The sequence below is a fragment of the Peribacillus sp. NPDC055009 genome, assembly GCF_053608705.1.
Genome location: NZ_JBSGVZ010000014.1, coordinates 1 through 16,495 on the forward strand (window position 1 = coordinate 1; position 16,495 = coordinate 16,495).

The window sequence follows — 16,495 nt, forward strand, 5'->3', positions numbered from 1 at the left end:
GTATATTATAATAATATTTTAAAAATTATGTGAAAGAAAATTATGCACGAAGGAGAATTTTGTTGTAATATGGTAGAGAAAACACGCATTAAATTTCAAAGTTGTTTTTTAGTAGATAAGGAGGATGGGAAATGAATATCCATGAGTATCAGGGGAAAGAGATATTGCGACAATACGGGGTATCCGTTCCAAATGGCCGGGTTGCCTTTACTGTTGATGAAGCAGTGGAAGCAGCGAAGGAGTTAGGTACGGAAGTTGTTGTCGTCAAAGCTCAAATTCATGCGGGTGGCCGCGGGAAAGCCGGCGGAGTCAAGGTAGCGAAGAATCTTGATGAAGCGCGTACATATGCAGAAGAGATTCTTGGCAAGACATTGGTGACCCATCAAACAGGTCCTGCAGGAAAGGAAGTTAAGCGTTTACTTATCGAAGAAGGCTGCGACATTACAAAAGAATATTATATCGGGCTGGTCCTTGACCGTGCTACGGACAGTGTCGTATTGATGGCTTCTGAAGAAGGCGGAACTGAAATTGAGGAAGTGGCTGAAAAGACACCAGAGAAAATTTTCAAAGAAGTAATCGATCCGGTTGTCGGCCTGACTGGTTTCCAGGCACGGAGGATTGCATTCAATATCAATATTCCGGCTTCACTTATAAATAAAGCTTCCAAACTGATGGTTAACTTATATACAGCTTTCGTTGATAAAGATTGCTCAATCGCAGAAATCAACCCATTAGTGGTAACTGGCGACGGCGATGTAATGGCGCTTGATGCTAAATTGAACTTTGATGATAATGCGATTTACCGCCATAAAGACATCGCGGAGTACCGTGATTTGGATGAAGAGGATGCGAAAGAGATTGAAGCATCAAAACATGGCCTTAGTTACATATCGCTTGACGGAAATATCGGATGCATGGTTAATGGTGCCGGTCTTGCTATGGCGACGATGGACATCATTAAACATTATATGGGAGATCCGGCTAACTTCCTTGACGTTGGTGGCGGCGCCACTGAGGAAAAAGTGAAAGAGGCTTTCAAAATCATCCTTTCCGATCAAAATGTTAAAGGCATCTTCGTTAATATCTTCGGAGGAATCATGAAATGTGACATCATCGCTACAGGCGTCGTGGCTGCTGCTAAAGAGCTAGGCCTGGATGTCCCTCTTGTTGTTCGTCTTGAAGGAACGAATGTGGACCTTGGCAAAAAGATTCTAAAAGAGTCAGGTTTAAATATTACGTCTGCTGAATCAATGGCAGATGGAGCACAAAAAATAGTATCACTTGTAGGATAATAGGCAGGGGGGAACATAATGAGCGTTTATATTAATAAAGATACGAAAGTGATCGTTCAGGGAATCACTGGTGCAACAGCATTATTTCATACAAAACAAATGTTGGAATACGGCACGAAAATCGTTGGAGGAGTCACTCCGGGTAAAGGTGGAACAGAAGTGGAAGGGGTACCTGTATATAATACAGTTTCCGAAGCTGTCACTGAAACCGGAGCGAATGCATCTGTTATCTATGTACCGGCTCCATTTGCTGCCGATGCAATTCTAGAAGCAGTGGACGCAGAACTTGATCTTGTCATTTGTATCACGGAACATATTCCTGTCTTGGATATGGTCAAGGTTAAGCGCTACATGGAAGGCAAAAAAACTCGCTTGATCGGACCGAACTGCCCAGGTGTCATTACTCCTGAAGAGTGTAAGATTGGTATCATGCCAGGGTATATCCACAAAAAAGGCCATGTAGGTGTAGTTTCACGTTCTGGAACTTTGACGTATGAAGCCGTTCACCAATTATCGCAAGCAGGCATTGGGCAATCTTCGGCTGTCGGTATCGGTGGAGATCCGGTTAACGGAACGGATTTCATTGATGTTTTGAAAGCGTTCAACGAAGATCCGGAAACACATGCTGTAATCATGATCGGGGAAATCGGTGGAACGGCAGAGGAAGAAGCAGCAATCTGGGTGAAGGAAAATATGACTAAGCCAGTTGTTGGTTTCATTGGTGGCCGTACGGCTCCAGCCGGTAAACGCATGGGTCATGCTGGTGCCATTATCTCAGGAGGAAAAGGGACTGCCGACGAGAAAATCCGCGTTATGAACGAATGTGGAATTAAAGTTGCCGAAACTCCATCCGTAATGGGTGAAACATTGATCTCCGTCTTGAAAGAAAAAGATATTTACGAACCTTGTAAAACACATTGATTCAAGCTGGGCCGACCTTTTTTGGGTCGGCCTTTTTTTCCCTCCAATTTCCTCGGGAGACACCAAGTCCATAACTATTAACCTACTTAAAAAAATATCCGATTAGGGGCGTTTCCAATTGAATAAAAAAGAAAAGTTAATCCATCTCCATCATTGCCGCGGAGCAGGATGGAAAACAATCCAAATAATCATGTCCAATGACCCATCATTATCTTCCCTGTTCACGACGAATCACGCTGAATGGGCAAAAATGCTCCCTATCCCTTCAAATAAGCTCAACCTCTTTCTCAAAGATTTACATTCACTCAATACCATCGATAAACTTAAAATATACAAAGATAGTCAAATTCATTGTTTGACGATCTTCGATGATGAATACCCTTTTTTGCTGAAGCAAATATTCGATCCTCCGTGGGTTCTTTATTTTAAAGGCGATAAGAGGCTTTTAACAAGGAAGAATACGCTAGGTGTTGTTGGAACACGTAAGCCAACCTCGTATGGTCTGGAGGCCTTAAAAACGATTCTATTACCGCTTGTAAAGAAAAAGTTCGTGATCATAAGTGGAGTGGCGGCTGGAATCGATGCAGAGTCACATAAGATCACATTAAGCGAATGCGGAGATACGATTGGGATTTTAGGAGGGGGGCTTATGCAAATATATCCAAAATCCAATGTACCCCTTGCTGAAGAAATCATCAAAAAAGGCTTGCTTATATCTGAGACTCCACCGGAAATGAGGGCGGAACCTTGGATGTTTCCGCTTCGGAATCGAATCATCAGTGGATTATCACAAGGAGTATTCGTGGTCGAGGCAAAAGAAAGAAGCGGATCCCTTATTACGGCACAAGCTGCTTTGGAACACGGCAGGGATGTGTTTGCGCTTCCTGGTAATGTTACGAGCCCTGAATCGCTGGGGACCAATCAATTGATTTCTGATGGTGCCAAACTTGTTTTGAGTGCCAGGCAGATCGAGGAAGAGTTTTGAACAATATAATATAGAAGATAGACGGAGAATCAAAAGGGAAAATAAAGAAAAAAAGGTGGTTTTTTTAAAGGATGGGTTGAATTATTAGACAAAAAGGTTGAAAATATTGTAAAACTGTTATAAGTTTTGCAAATGGCACCTCTTGTCAAAATACCTATAAATAAATGAATCAGCCTGCTTTGAAAAGTAAAGAGGTGTTGACAAATGAATTTTGAATGATTAATAATAGTGAAGATTTATATTACCTCTTTGAGGAGGATTTATTGGATGTCAGAATACTTAGTGATTGTGGAATCGCCGGCAAAGGCGAAAACAATAGAACGTTACTTGGGAAAAAAATATAAAGTAAAGGCTTCCATGGGGCATGTACGCGATTTGCCTAAAAGTCAAATGGGTGTCGATGTTGAACATGAATATGAACCTAAATATATAACTATCCGCGGCAAAGGCCCGGTTTTAAAAGAATTGAAAACCGCTGCAAAAAAAGCGAAAAAAATATATCTCGCGGCTGACCCCGACAGGGAAGGGGAAGCCATTGCCTGGCACTTGGCTCACAGTCTTGATGTTGACGTTAACTCAGATTGCCGCGTGGTTTTCAATGAGATCACGAAAGAGGCTATCAAAGAATCATTTAAATCACCGAGGCCAATAAATATGAAATTGGTTGATGCCCAGCAGGCAAGAAGGGTCTTGGATCGTTTGGTCGGATACAATATAAGTCCGCTTTTGTGGAAAAAGGTGAAAAAAGGATTAAGCGCGGGACGGGTCCAATCGGTTGCTGTACGGATGATCATTGACCGGGAGAAGGAGATCAAAGATTTTATCCCTGAAGAGTATTGGACAATCAAGGCTGATTTTGTAAAAGGAAAAGAACAATTTGAAGGTTCCTTCTTCAGCATTGGCGGTGAGAAGAAGGAGTTGAATAACGAAGAGGACGTCAAAAAAGTGCTCGCTTCTTTAAATGGCGGCGAATTTACGATAGGAGCTGTAGCTAAAAAAGAAAGAAGGCGCAATCCAGCCGCTCCTTTTACGACTTCTTCCCTGCAACAGGAAGCGGCACGTAAATTGAATTTCCGTGCAAAGAAAACCATGATGCTTGCTCAGCAGCTTTATGAAGGAATCGAGCTTGGCAAGGAAGGTACAGTCGGGTTAATCACTTATATGAGAACCGATTCGACCCGGATTTCCGATGTTGCGAAAGAGGAAGTCCATACCTTCATCCAAAATAATTATGGTAAAGAGTATGTTCAGGTTGAACAGCGCAAAGAGAAAAAACAGACCAATGCCCAGGACGCCCATGAAGCGGTCAGGCCAACAAGCACATTACGTGAACCGGGTGTAGTCAAGGAGTTCTTATCCAGAGATCAATTCCGTCTTTATAAATTGATTTGGGAACGATTCGTTTCTAGTCAAATGTCTTCGGCGGTCATGGATACGATGAGCATCGACCTGCATAACGGGGATGTCATCTTCAGGGCAAATGGTTCAAAAATTAAATTCCCGGGTTTCATGAAGGTATATGTTGAAGGGTCCGATGACTCGGTGGAAGAAAAGGAAAATGCACTTCCGGATGTGAAAACAGGGGATCAATTCTTTTCAAAAGATATCGAGCCGAAGCAGCATTTCACACAGCCTCCGCCCCGATATACTGAAGCCCGTCTTGTCAAAACCCTAGAGGAACTGGGAATAGGCCGTCCTTCTACATATGCTCCTACCTTGGATACGATTCAAAAACGGGGCTATGTTACCTTGGATAATAAACGGTTCATCCCGACAGAGCTTGGTGAGATCGTTCTTGAATTGATACGCGAATTCTTCCCGGATATTCTTGATGCAGAGTTCACTGCCAAGATGGAACAGGAATTCGACAGCGTCGAGGAAGGCAGTATCGAATGGATAAAGGTCATCGATGAATTTTATAAGGAATTTGCAGTTCATTTGGCTAAAGCCGAAGTCGAGATGGAGAAAATTGAAATCAAAGATGAACCTGCAGGTGAAGATTGCGTGGAATGCGGACATGGGATGGTCTTTAAGATGGGGCGTTATGGAAAGTTCATGGCATGCAGTAATTTCCCGGATTGCCGTAACACAAAGCCAATCGTTAAAGAAATCGGTGTTAAATGTCCAAAATGTAAAGAAGGAAACATCATTGAAAGGAAAAGTAAAAAACGCCGCATATTTTACGGGTGTGATACCTATCCTGGATGTGACTTCATATCTTGGGATAAACCGCTGCCGCGGAGTTGTCCAAAATGTGAAGGTACACTTGTTGAGAAAAAACTCAAAAAAGGCGTCCAGGTACAGTGCATGGATTGTGATTTCAAAGAATTGCCCCAAGCATAGAAAAGACCGTGAAATCGTTTACTGTTCTAAATATAAATTGACTCGGCATCTGCCGAGTTTCTTTATGTTCAGGAAAGTATGATATCATGATAGTATGTGGACTTACTTCCAAGAAGAAAATGGATAAAGCTTGAAACTTTTTTATTTAAGCCATGTGATGTAAAATTCAGTGGACAAGTACATTCTTTTAAAGATATAATTCCTATTTGTGTCCGCTATCCTTTTTAGAAGGATTTCAGGAAGAATGCCGCTATCTGGCATATTCTTTAAATTATCTTTAGCAGGAATGAGTATTTCGGGTATAAATACATAGATATCGTTAAAAATGAAACTTTTATGAAAGCAGTTTTAATGATAAATGATCCTGTCTTATCATATCTATACATGGAGGTTCGAAAAATGAAAGAAACAAAAGTAAGTGTAATCGGTGCTGGGCTTGCTGGAAGTGAAGCGGCGTGGCAGTTAGCAAAAAGAGGAATTAAAGTCGATCTATATGAAATGCGCCCTGTAAAACAAACGCCAGCCCATCATACCGATAAATTCGCTGAACTTGTTTGTTCCAATTCACTTCGGGCAAATACGTTAACAAATGCAGTTGGTGTATTAAAAGAAGAAATGCGTATTCTGGATTCGGTCATCATGTCCGCAGCAGATGCTTGTGCTGTACCGGCTGGCGGTGCTTTAGCTGTTGATCGTCATGAATTTGCCGGTCTTGTTACGGAAAGGGTCAAAAATCATCCAAATGTAACGGTCATCAATGAAGAAGTGACGGAAATTCCGGAAGGTCCTACCGTCATTGCAACCGGTCCGCTTACAAGTCAGTCACTATCTGACAGCTTAAAGCAAATCATGGATGAAGAATACTTGTACTTCTATGATGCTGCCGCACCAATTCTGGAAAAAGACAGCATCAACATGGATAAAGTATATTTGAAATCCCGCTATGATAAAGGTGAAGCAGCTTATCTGAACTGTCCGATGACGGAAGAAGAGTTTGACCGCTTTTATGAAGCCTTGATTGCTGCTGAAACAGTTCCACTTAAAGAATTCGAAAAAGAAATCTTTTTCGAAGGCTGCATGCCCATTGAAGTAATGGCATCACGCGGGAAGAAAACGATGTTATTTGGTCCATTGAAGCCAGTTGGCTTAGAAGATCCAAAAACGGGAAAACGTCCTTTTGCTGTAGTTCAATTGCGTCAAGATGATGCGGCAGGAACACTTTACAATATTGTTGGTTTTCAGACACATTTGAAATGGGGTCCACAAAAAGAAGTATTGCAGCTCATACCTGGATTGGAAAATGCGGAAATTGTCCGTTATGGAGTTATGCATCGAAACACTTTCATAAACTCACCTAATGTTTTGAAGCCTACGTACCAATTCAAGAATCGGGATGATTTATTCTTTGCCGGTCAGATGACTGGCGTCGAAGGATATGTAGAATCGGCTGCATCGGGCTTGGTTGCAGGTATCAATGCTGCAAGGATCGTCCAAGGATTGGATCCTATCATTTTCCCTGCAGAGACGACGATGGGCAGCATGGCAAGGTACATAACTTCGACGAATGGTAAGAGCTTCCAGCCGATGAATGCCAACTTTGGATTGCTTCCAGACCTTGAAGTGAGAATCAAATCCAAAAAAGAGCGGAATGAAACGCATGCTAAACGCGCTTTAGACACAATTCAGAACTTTGTGAAAAATTTGTAAAATATTTGCCTGCTGTTTTAAAGTATGATACTATTTATTAGCCTTTGCGAGGTGTTTCCATGATTAATCAAAAAAAGGCATTATCATCCTTCATCGAATATTTACAAATTGAAAAGAACAGTTCACATTACACCATTGAAAATTACAAACGTGATATTCACGAATTTTTTCTGTTCCTTAATGAACAGGGCATTGAGGACATCACGTCCGTTGAATATCTTGATGTCCGGTTATATTTAACGAATTTATATGAGAAAAAACTTTCTAAGCGCACTGTAGCAAGAAAAACTTCTTGTTTGCGGAGCCTTTATAAATTTTTACTACGTGAAGGTGATGTGAAGGATAATCCTTTTTCCCTTGCTTCTTTACCTAAAAAGGATCAAAGACTGCCACGTTTTCTCTATGAGAAGGAAATGGATCAGTTGTTTTCTTCTTTAAAGAAAGATTCACCGATAGGAATAAGGAACAATGCCTTACTGGAATTATTGTATGCTACAGGCATTCGCGTAAGTGAATGTTGTGATATTAAACTGCAGGATATCGATCTTTCCTTAGGGACGGTACTGATCCATGGAAAAGGAAAAAAGGATCGCTACGTTCCGGTTGGTAGATATGCACAGGAAGCGATAGATTTATACATACGTACAGCCAGGATGGAATTGACTTCGTCTGACGCCAAGGCGCATGTTTATTTATTTGTTAATTTTCGTGGAGACCCTCTGACACCTAGGGGAGTTCGCTATATATTGAATGAATTGATTAAAAAGTCAGCCGCAGATGGAAGTCTTCATCCCCATATGCTAAGGCATTCGTTTGCTACACACCTATTGAATAATGGGGCGGACATTCGCACGGTTCAGGAATTGCTTGGTCATTCAAAAATTTCATCAACGCAAGTGTATACGCATGTTACAAAAGACCAATTGAAAAAAGTCTACAATGCATCACATCCGCGGCCTTAAATGTTGAAAGGGGACACTTTATGACAACGATATTTGCAGTGCATCATAAAGGTGAATGTGCCATGTCCGGTGATGGGCAGGTTACTTTAGGAAATTCAGTAGTGATGAAGCATACAGCGAGGAAAGTAAGAAAAATCTTTAATGGTAATGTCCTTGCAGGTTTTGCAGGTTCCGTTGCAGATGCTTTCACTTTATTTGAGATGTTCGAAGCTAAACTTGAAGAGTATAATGGCAATCTTCAGCGCGCTGCCGTTGAAATGGCAAAGCAATGGAGAAGTGACAATGTATTGAGAAAGCTTGAAGCCATGCTAGTCGTGATGGATAAGAACCATTTACTGCTCGTTTCTGGCACCGGGGAAGTAATTGAACCGGATGACGGGATTCTCGCCATAGGATCGGGAGGGAATTATGCATTGGCTGCCGGCAGGGCATTAATGCGGTTTTCCAGCGACCACTTATCGGCAAAGGAAATCGCTCAATCATCTTTACAAATTGCAGCGGAAATTTGTGTATTTACAAATACGAATATAATCGTGGAAGAGTTGTAAGGAGGAGCGCAAATGTCAAAAAAAGCTAATTTAACACCGAGGCAAATCGTTGAAAAACTGGATCAGTATATCGTAGGGCAGCGTGAGGCAAAACGGGCAGTGGCAGTGGCTCTTCGGAATCGCTACCGACGTTCCCTTCTCTCGGATCAACTTCGTGACGAAGTCGTTCCGAAGAATATATTAATGATTGGACCGACAGGTGTTGGGAAAACAGAAATAGCTCGGAGAATGGCTAAATTGGTAGGTGCTCCTTTTGTAAAAGTTGAAGCAACGAAATTTACGGAAGTCGGGTATGTCGGCCGGGATGTAGAGTCCATGGTCCGTGACTTGGTGGAGACTTCCGTCCGCCTCGTGAAGGAAGAAAAGATGGCCAGTGTAAAGGAACGGGCAGAAGAAAATGCAAATCGCCGTTTAATAGAGCTATTAGTGCCATCCACTAAAAAACAGAGTAATTTCAAGAATCCTCTTGAAGTCTTTTTTGGAGGCAATAACAATCAAGACGAACAGGACCCGGAAGAAAATTCCGAAGATTTAAGTTTGCAGGAAAAAAGAAAAATCGTCGCTGAAAAGCTGGCTAATGGTGAGTTGGAAAGTGAAATGATAACGGTCGAAGTGGAAGAACAGGCTGCTTCGATGTTTGATATGCTCCAAGGTTCGGGAATGGAACAAATGGGGATGAACATGCAGGACGCTTTAGGAAGCTTGATGCCGAAAAAAAGCAAGAAGCGCAAATTGAAAGTAAGTGAAGCGAGAACCGTTTTAACAAATGAAGAAGCGGCAAAATTGATTGATATGGATGAGGTCACTTCCGATGCAGTATACGGGGCTGAGCAAAATGGGATTATCTTTATTGATGAAATAGACAAAATTGCAAGTAAGCAATCTGGAAGTTCATCAGCGGATGTATCAAGAGAGGGTGTCCAAAGGGATATCCTGCCAATTGTTGAAGGTTCGACAGTAGTGACTAAATATGGGTCAGTTAAAACGGATCATGTCCTATTTATTGCTGCAGGGGCCTTTCATATGGCTAAGCCATCCGACCTAATCCCTGAATTACAAGGGAGATTCCCGATTCGTGTTGAATTGAACAAACTGACTGTAGACGACTTTGTACGGATTCTTCATGAACCGGATAACGCCTTGTTAAAACAATATGTTGCTTTATTAGAAACTGAAGGTATAGAAATTGAATTTTCTGACGATGCTGTTCGTAAGATAGCTGAAGTGGCCTTCGAAGTAAATCAAAACACTGACAATATTGGTGCAAGAAGACTTCATACCATTTTGGAACGGTTGCTTGAAGACTTATCGTTTGAAGCTCCGGAAATAACGATGGAGAAGATTACAATTACTCCCCAATATGTCGAAGGTAAGCTTGGTTCTATCGCCCGGAACAAAGATTTAAGCCAGTTTATCCTTTAATTAAGAAACAATTTGGCAATGATTTGCCTACGCAATGAACATAAAATTACGGAAATACAACTTCATAGTTATTGTGAACCATGGTATTTTTAGGAGGAACAAATCAAATGAACTTATTAGCAAAAACAAGAAAAATCAATGCAATGCTCCAAAAAGCAGCAGGTAAAGCAGTTAACTTCAAGGAAATGGCTGAAAGTTTAAGTGAAGTTATCGAAGCGAATGTATTCGTCGTCAGCCGCCGCGGGAAATTACTTGGCATAGCGGTGAGCCAGCAAATTGAAAACGAACGCATGTACAAAATGTTGGAAGATAAACAATTCCCTGAAGAGTACACAAAAAACCTTTTCAATATTCCTGAAACCTCTTCGAACCTTGATATCGAAAGCGAATATACTGCTTTCCCAGTCGAAAATAAAGAGCTTTTCGCAACTGGATTAACAACGATCGTACCGATTATGGGTGGGGGAGAACGTTTAGGAACATTAGTACTTGCCCGATTACAAGAAAAATTTCACGATGATGATTTAATTTTGGCTGAATATGGTGCGACTGTAGTCGGTATGGAAATCCTGCGTGAAAAATCAGAAGAGATAGAAGAAGAAGCTCGTAGTAAAGCTGTCGTTCAAATGGCGATATCCTCGTTATCTTACAGTGAATTGGAAGCAATTGAGCACATCTTTGAGGAGCTTAAAGGTAATGAAGGTCTGCTTGTAGCATCCAAAATTGCAGACCGTGTCGGTATCACGCGTTCCGTTATCGTAAATGCACTAAGGAAACTGGAAAGTGCAGGAGTCATTGAATCACGCTCTCTTGGAATGAAAGGTACTTATATCAAAGTATTGAACGATAAATTCCTACTTGAATTAGAGAAGCTTAAAAATAATTAACATACTAAAAAGGCAGTCCTTAAAAAGGGCTGCCTTTTTTTGTGATATTTGGATCTGTTGCTGTTCTGGGACTAACAGGCTAACGCAGGTGAATGGCAGGTGTAGAAAGGAAAAAAGGTATTAAGGATTAAATGGAAATGTGAATATAGGCATGTTTTCTATTAGAAGCAGTAAAGATAGTTAAATATTTCTTGAAAGGGTAATTATATTATTATAACTGTCGATATGATGGAAATGAATGATGATGTACTTTTTGATTTTAAAAATACTATGGATAACGGGGTACAGTCAGTTGGGGATTTTGTCGAATGGATCGGTACGTTAAAAAAACCGCTTTTTTTCAAAAAAAGAAAAAATGCAGTAATCATTTATTTTTCTTAAGAATCCTTTATTTAAAAGGGTTAAATCAACTAAAATGAAAAAAATAATTTAAAGTAAAATTGAAAATTAGTTCTAAAGTATCAGGTATATAGATTTGTTTTTCGATATGATATATAAGCTAATAGAAGTAAAATTTGGTTAATATGTAGAATATCATAATAAAATGTAATATAACGTCATATTAACCCTGTAATTTTACTAATAAAAACGACAAATTTGAGCAATTTGTGACAATTTTCGACGATAATAGGTCTAAAGTCTATGTATTGTTTATGGACATAGTTATAATGTTTCTTTAAAATTAAAACGTAAATGCGCTGGGTTAATTTATTGATAAAGTAATTATTTGTTAATTATAGAAAGAGGTGATCGATGTGGAATTATTTTCGAATACTTTTCAATCGCTTGAAAATGCCCTTGATTATTCTAATGCCAAACAAAAAGTCATTTCACAGAACATAGCCAATTCGGATACGCCTAATTATAAAGCTAAAGAAGTCGACAAAACACAATCCTTTAAGGGAGAACTGGAATCTTCCCTGGAGTCATATCGTACCGATGAACGACATTTCACCTTCAAATCAGAGGGGAGTAATGCTTCTAACATCGTGACGCAGAAAAAAAATGTCCGATATAACAATAATGGCAATAGCGTGGACGTTGATAAGGAAATGACGGATCTTGCTGCCAACCAGATTTATTATAATGCAGTAACCGACAGGCTTTCAGGTAAGTTTCAATCATTGCAGAATGTAATTAGAGGAGGTAAGTGATGGGAATCTTCCAAAGTATAAACATGACCGGATCTAGCCTGACGAGTCAAAGGGTAAGGATGGATGTAATCTCAGCTAATATGGCTAATGCCGATACTACCAGGGCGGAATATGACGCCGAATCAAAAACATGGAAGCCATATACAAGAAAATCAGTTGTGCTGCAAAGTAAGGAAAACGGTTTTTCGAGTTTCTTAAACGCAGCATCAGGAAAAACGAGCGAGGTAGGGAATGGAGTGAAGGTGACTGGAATAGTAAAAGATAAAACACCTTTTGAACTGGATTACAATCCTGAACATCCTGATGCCAATGAAGATGGTTATGTTGAAATGCCAAATGTCGACCCACTTCGGGAAATGGTTGATTTAATGAGTGTCACACGCTCATACGAAGCAAATGTGACAGTTTTAAATGCATCAAAGGGAATGATGATGAAAGCTTTGGAAATCGGGAAATGAAAGTTTGAAAGGGGATTGTTGATATGGAGGGGATTTCTCTTTCAGCAGTGAACAATGCAAGTAATGTTCTGAAAAAAGAGCAAAACAATACTAATACACCATACGAATCGCAGCAAGATTTTGCGTCGGTATTAAAAGAATCAATGAATAAAGTTAACGAAACACAAGTGGCATCTGATGATCTTACAACCAAATTGGTTAATGGGGAGAATGTTGAGCTTCATTCGGTGATGATAGCTTCACAAAAAGCCAGTGTTACCATGCAGGCTACATTAGAGGTTCGGAATAAGGTTGTGGAAGCCTACCAGGAAATGATGAGAATGAGTATATAGCATTCATTTTTTAACCTCATTATATAGAGAAAAATGACCAGGGGGAAAAGAAGTCCCCCAATCATAAATTCATAGACTGACCGGGGGATTTAAATGAATGAAGTACTAGTGAACTATAAAAACAAAATAACTGCTTACTGGACGAGCCGCAGTAAAAAACAAAAATTCATGATGATTGGTTCAGCGGCATTAATTATCATCATCATTACGGCAGTTTCAATTTTAACCACGCGTACGACGCTGGTGCCCTTATATTCCAACTTAACTCCTTCGGAAACGGGGAGCATTAAAGAAAATTTAGACAGTCAAGGGATTATGAATGAAGTTTCTGAAAATGGGACGACCATAAAAGTTCCAGAAGAAAAACTGGATTCACTCAAAGTGGAACTGGCAGCTGAAGGAATTCCGGAATCAGGCAGTATCGACTATTCCTTTTTTAGTCAAAGTGCCGGTATCGGAATGACTGAAAATGAATTCAATGTCATTAAACTGGACTCAATGCAAACGGAATTGGCAAGTTTAATAAAAAAGATTGATGGGGTAGAAGATGCCAGTGTTATGATCACCCTTCCTGATAAAGGAGTTTTTGTCAGTGATTCAGCTGGGGAAGCGTCAGCATCCATTGTATTGAATACGAAACCCGGTTATAAATTTGAAGAAAGTCAAATCAATTCCCTTTATCATCTGGTCTCAAAAAGTGTTCCGAATCTCCCTACAGATAATATCGTCATTATGAACCAAGAGTTTGAGTACTTCGATTATGAAAATGAAAATTCTTCTTTCGCATCCGCATTTGCTACCCAAAACGAAATAAAAAAAGAAATAGAACGCGATATTCAAAGACAGGTACAAAATATGCTTGGAACGATAATGGGGAGAGACAAAGTGGTTGTTTCAGTCACGACAGACATTGATTTCACTCAAGAAAATCGGGAAGAGAATTTAGTGGAACCGGTCGATGAAGAAAATATGGCTGGAATTGAGATTTCTGCGCAAAGGATCAACGAATCGTATAGCGGGGACGCAGCAGGTGCAGGAGGCGTTCCGCAAAGTGAGGATTCCTCAGATTCATTGGGATCGAGTTATATTGAAGGCACAAACGGATCCGGTGATTATGAAAAAGTGGATGAAACGATAAATAGTGAAGTGAATCGAATCAAGAAAGAAATAGTCGAAAGCCCATATAAAGTCAAAGATTTAGGTATTCAGGTCATGGTCGAACCGCCCACAGCTGACGAACCAAATTCTTTATCTCAACAGAGTATGGATGATATTACACAAATCCTTGGTACGATAATCCGCACGACAATCGAGAAAAAAGCTGAAGGGGAAGAGCTGACGGACGAGGAGCTTAATAATAAAATTGCGATTTCCGTTCAGCCGTTTAATGGAAAAATGAAGTTGCAAAAAGATGAAACGAAACCTTCGTTACCAATATGGGCATACATAGTCGGCGGAGTGCTAATACTTGCCATTATCATTCTCTTAATCTTATTCCTCCGTTCCAGAAAGCAAGCTGAAATGGAAGAGGAGTACGTGGTTGAAGAGGAAGAAGTCGTATTCGATGTTCCGGATCTGAACAAAGAGAAGGAAACAGAAGCATCTTTAAAAAGAAAACAACTGGAGAAGCTGGCAAAAGAAAAGCCGGATGAATTTGCAAAATTATTAAGAAGCTGGATAGCAGAAGACTAGGAGGCTTAAGAAAATGACAGATAGAAAAAAAAAAGCCGGATTGACTGGCAAACAGAAAGCTGCCATCCTCCTTATTTCCTTAGGCCCGGATGTTTCTGCGTCCGTTTATAAGCATCTTTCCGAAGAGGAAATTGAGAGATTGACACTTGAAATTTCGGGAGTGAGGAAAGTGGACTCCCAAGATAAAGAGGAAATTCTGGAAGAATTCCATAATATTGCTTTAGCACAGGATTACATCTCCCAGGGAGGGATAGGATATGCCAAACAGGTACTTGAAAAGGCATTAGGGACTGACCAGGCAACCGCCATCATTAACCGTTTAACATCTTCCTTGCAGGTTCGTCCATTCGACTTTGCTCGAAAGGCAGATCCTGGACAGATCTTGAATTTCATTCAGAACGAGCATCCGCAGACCATTGCATTGATCTTGTCCTATCTTGATCCCACACAGGCTGGACAAATATTGTCAGAGCTTCCGCAAGAGGTGCAGGCCGATATTGCAAGAAGGATTGCTTTAATGGATAGCACTTCTCCGGAAATCATCAATGAAGTGGAGCAAATACTCGAAAGAAAACTTTCAGCGACTGTAACCCAAGATTATACACAGACTGGTGGAGTGGAAGCCGTTGTAGATGTGTTGAATGGTGTTGATCGCTCAACGGAAAGAACGATCTTGGATGCACTTGAAATCCAAGATCCGGAGCTTGCTGAGGAAATAAAGAAACGAATGTTTGTTTTTGAGGATATCGTGACCCTTGATGGCAGAGCGATTCAGCGTGTTGTCAGGGAATCCGATAACGAAGATCTTAAGCTATCGCTTAAAGTGGCTAGTGATGAAGTGAAGGAAATCGTTTTCCGAAACATGTCAAAACGTATGGTTGAAACGTTCCAGGAAGAAATGGAATATATGGGGCCGGTACGTTTGCGTGATGTAGAAGAAGCGCAATCAAGAATTGTTGCCGTCATTCGCCGACTGGAGGAAACTGGAGACATCGTGATTGCCCGCGGCGGAGGGGATGATATCATTGTCTAGGATTATCAAATCCCAGCAGGCTAACCAGGAGAAAAGCAAAAAGATAGCGATAAAAGTTCGCCCTTTTGACTTTCTTCAAAATGATGATGCAGATGAGCGAAAAAAACTTCATTATATTCAATCTGATGAATTTCTCAAAGATGCCAAACAGGAAGCGGAAACGTTATTGCTCGATGCTAAGCAAAAAGCCCAAGCGATTGCTGCTGAAATCCAGCAAGACCGAGAACAATGGGAGAATCAAGAAAAAGCAATGTTTATCGAACAAGCTCAAAAAGAAGGGTATCAGCAGGGAGTCGAAGATGGGATCCAAAAGGGTTATAGCGAGATTGCCGCGGAAATAGCTTTCGCAAAAGAAGTGGTGGAGTCCTCTAAAAAAGATTATCGGCACCATATCGAATCATCTGAAACCGTTATTTTAAATCTTGCCCTGAAGGTGGCAGAGAAAATTATCGGGCAACAGCTTGAAAGAGATGAAGAGTCTTTTTTATCCATAGTCAAAAGAGCCATCAAAGAAGGGAGGGATTGCCGTGAAGTGCAATTGCATATCCATCCGATCCGATATCAATCGATTCTTTCTCATAAAGATGAGTTGATGGCAATCTTTCCGAAAGATACTGAGCTGTATATCTTTCCGGATGATGAGCTTGAAGAAAGCAGCTGTATCATCGAATCCGATAACGGAAGGATGGATGCGAGTGTCGACAGTCAGCTGCAGGAAATAAAAGTGAAACTAACTGAATTGCTGGAAGGGGAATAAAG

Annotated in this window: 15 protein-coding genes; all 15 read left to right on the forward strand. The window is 40.6% G+C overall.

All coding sequences use genetic code 11. The features are described 5' to 3' along the window. Window positions 1-131 precede the first annotated feature (131 nt). A complete protein-coding gene (sucC, locus tag ACWF5P_RS18940; RefSeq protein ID WP_101224636.1) occupies window positions 132-1,292 on the forward strand; it encodes an ADP-forming succinate--CoA ligase subunit beta in 1,161 nt (386 codons plus the stop codon). A gap of 18 nt (window positions 1,293-1,310) precedes the next feature. Then, window positions 1,311-2,213 carry a succinate--CoA ligase subunit alpha gene (gene sucD / locus ACWF5P_RS18945; RefSeq protein WP_101224637.1) on the forward strand — a complete coding sequence of 301 codons (903 nt, stop codon included), beginning with the start codon at window positions 1,311-1,313 and terminating at the stop codon, window positions 2,211-2,213. A gap of 118 nt (window positions 2,214-2,331) precedes the next feature. Next, entirely contained in the window at window positions 2,332-3,198 is an 867-nt protein-coding gene (gene dprA / locus ACWF5P_RS18950) for a DNA-processing protein DprA (protein WP_230177517.1), read from the forward strand. 267 nt (window positions 3,199-3,465) lie between these two features. Continuing rightward, window positions 3,466-5,541: a type I DNA topoisomerase gene (gene topA / locus ACWF5P_RS18955; RefSeq protein ID WP_230177515.1), complete on the forward strand. Its 2,076-nt coding sequence runs from the start codon at window positions 3,466-3,468 to the stop codon at window positions 5,539-5,541. 399 nt (window positions 5,542-5,940) lie between these two features. Continuing rightward, window positions 5,941-7,248, forward strand: a complete 1,308-nt coding sequence (gene trmFO, locus ACWF5P_RS18960; RefSeq protein ID WP_101224639.1) for an FADH(2)-oxidizing methylenetetrahydrofolate--tRNA-(uracil(54)-C(5))-methyltransferase TrmFO — start codon at window positions 5,941-5,943, stop codon at window positions 7,246-7,248. 59 nt (window positions 7,249-7,307) lie between these two features. Then, window positions 7,308-8,210, forward strand: coding sequence for a tyrosine recombinase XerC (gene xerC / locus ACWF5P_RS18965; RefSeq protein ID WP_048684877.1), 903 nt, complete (start codon window positions 7,308-7,310; stop codon window positions 8,208-8,210). Window positions 8,211-8,230: 20 nt separating this feature from the next. After that, on the forward strand, window positions 8,231-8,758 hold the full coding sequence (gene hslV, locus ACWF5P_RS18970) for an HslVU peptidase proteolytic subunit (protein WP_048684874.1): 528 nt from the start codon (window positions 8,231-8,233) through the stop codon (window positions 8,756-8,758). 12 nt (window positions 8,759-8,770) lie between these two features. Beyond that, window positions 8,771-10,180 (forward strand): HslU--HslV peptidase ATPase subunit, encoded by a 1,410-nt coding sequence (gene hslU, locus ACWF5P_RS18975; protein WP_048684871.1) that lies wholly within the window; start codon window positions 8,771-8,773, stop codon window positions 10,178-10,180. Window positions 10,181-10,287: 107 nt separating this feature from the next. Then, window positions 10,288-11,067 (forward strand): GTP-sensing pleiotropic transcriptional regulator CodY, encoded by a 780-nt coding sequence (codY, locus tag ACWF5P_RS18980; protein WP_057278408.1) that lies wholly within the window; start codon window positions 10,288-10,290, stop codon window positions 11,065-11,067. A 755-nt stretch (window positions 11,068-11,822) separates the two neighbouring features. After that, window positions 11,823-12,221, forward strand: a complete 399-nt coding sequence (gene flgB, locus ACWF5P_RS18985; protein ID WP_434169064.1) for a flagellar basal body rod protein FlgB — start codon at window positions 11,823-11,825, stop codon at window positions 12,219-12,221. Then, window positions 12,221-12,679 (forward strand): flagellar basal body rod protein FlgC, encoded by a 459-nt coding sequence (gene flgC, locus ACWF5P_RS18990; RefSeq protein ID WP_076366538.1) that lies wholly within the window; start codon window positions 12,221-12,223, stop codon window positions 12,677-12,679. The genes flgB and flgC overlap by 1 nt, the downstream gene beginning before the upstream one ends. Before the next feature lie 23 nt (window positions 12,680-12,702). Further along, window positions 12,703-13,011 (forward strand): flagellar hook-basal body complex protein FliE, encoded by a 309-nt coding sequence (gene fliE / locus ACWF5P_RS18995; RefSeq protein ID WP_230177508.1) that lies wholly within the window; start codon window positions 12,703-12,705, stop codon window positions 13,009-13,011. A gap of 93 nt (window positions 13,012-13,104) precedes the next feature. After that, window positions 13,105-14,703 carry a flagellar basal-body MS-ring/collar protein FliF gene (gene fliF, locus ACWF5P_RS19000; RefSeq protein WP_434169065.1) on the forward strand — a complete coding sequence of 533 codons (1,599 nt, stop codon included), beginning with the start codon at window positions 13,105-13,107 and terminating at the stop codon, window positions 14,701-14,703. A 13-nt stretch (window positions 14,704-14,716) separates the two neighbouring features. Further along, window positions 14,717-15,736 carry a flagellar motor switch protein FliG gene (gene fliG / locus ACWF5P_RS19005; protein WP_101224644.1) on the forward strand — a complete coding sequence of 340 codons (1,020 nt, stop codon included), beginning with the start codon at window positions 14,717-14,719 and terminating at the stop codon, window positions 15,734-15,736. Continuing rightward, window positions 15,729-16,493, forward strand: a complete 765-nt coding sequence (fliH, locus tag ACWF5P_RS19010; RefSeq protein ID WP_434169066.1) for a flagellar assembly protein FliH — start codon at window positions 15,729-15,731, stop codon at window positions 16,491-16,493. The genes fliG and fliH overlap by 8 nt, the downstream gene beginning before the upstream one ends. Window positions 16,494-16,495: the final 2 nt, after the last annotated feature.

Excerpts from the sequence above, each read along its gene's own strand:
- sucC (WP_101224636.1), top strand. The coding sequence starts at position 132 with ATGAATATCCATGAGTATCAGGGGAAAGAGATATTGCGACAATACGGG.
- sucD (WP_101224637.1), top strand. The coding sequence starts at position 1,311 with ATGAGCGTTTATATTAATAAAGATACGAAAGTGATCGTTCAGGGAATC.
- topA (WP_230177515.1), top strand. The coding sequence starts at position 3,466 with ATGTCAGAATACTTAGTGATTGTGGAATCGCCGGCAAAGGCGAAAACA.
- trmFO (WP_101224639.1), top strand. The coding sequence starts at position 5,941 with ATGAAAGAAACAAAAGTAAGTGTAATCGGTGCTGGGCTTGCTGGAAGT.
- xerC (WP_048684877.1), top strand. The coding sequence starts at position 7,308 with ATGATTAATCAAAAAAAGGCATTATCATCCTTCATCGAATATTTACAA.
- hslV (WP_048684874.1), top strand. The coding sequence starts at position 8,231 with ATGACAACGATATTTGCAGTGCATCATAAAGGTGAATGTGCCATGTCC.
- hslU (WP_048684871.1), top strand. The coding sequence starts at position 8,771 with ATGTCAAAAAAAGCTAATTTAACACCGAGGCAAATCGTTGAAAAACTG.
- codY (WP_057278408.1), top strand. The coding sequence starts at position 10,288 with ATGAACTTATTAGCAAAAACAAGAAAAATCAATGCAATGCTCCAAAAA.
- flgC (WP_076366538.1), top strand. The coding sequence starts at position 12,221 with ATGGGAATCTTCCAAAGTATAAACATGACCGGATCTAGCCTGACGAGT.
- fliE (WP_230177508.1), top strand. The coding sequence starts at position 12,703 with ATGGAGGGGATTTCTCTTTCAGCAGTGAACAATGCAAGTAATGTTCTG.
- fliF (WP_434169065.1), top strand. The coding sequence starts at position 13,105 with ATGAATGAAGTACTAGTGAACTATAAAAACAAAATAACTGCTTACTGG.
- fliG (WP_101224644.1), top strand. The coding sequence starts at position 14,717 with ATGACAGATAGAAAAAAAAAAGCCGGATTGACTGGCAAACAGAAAGCT.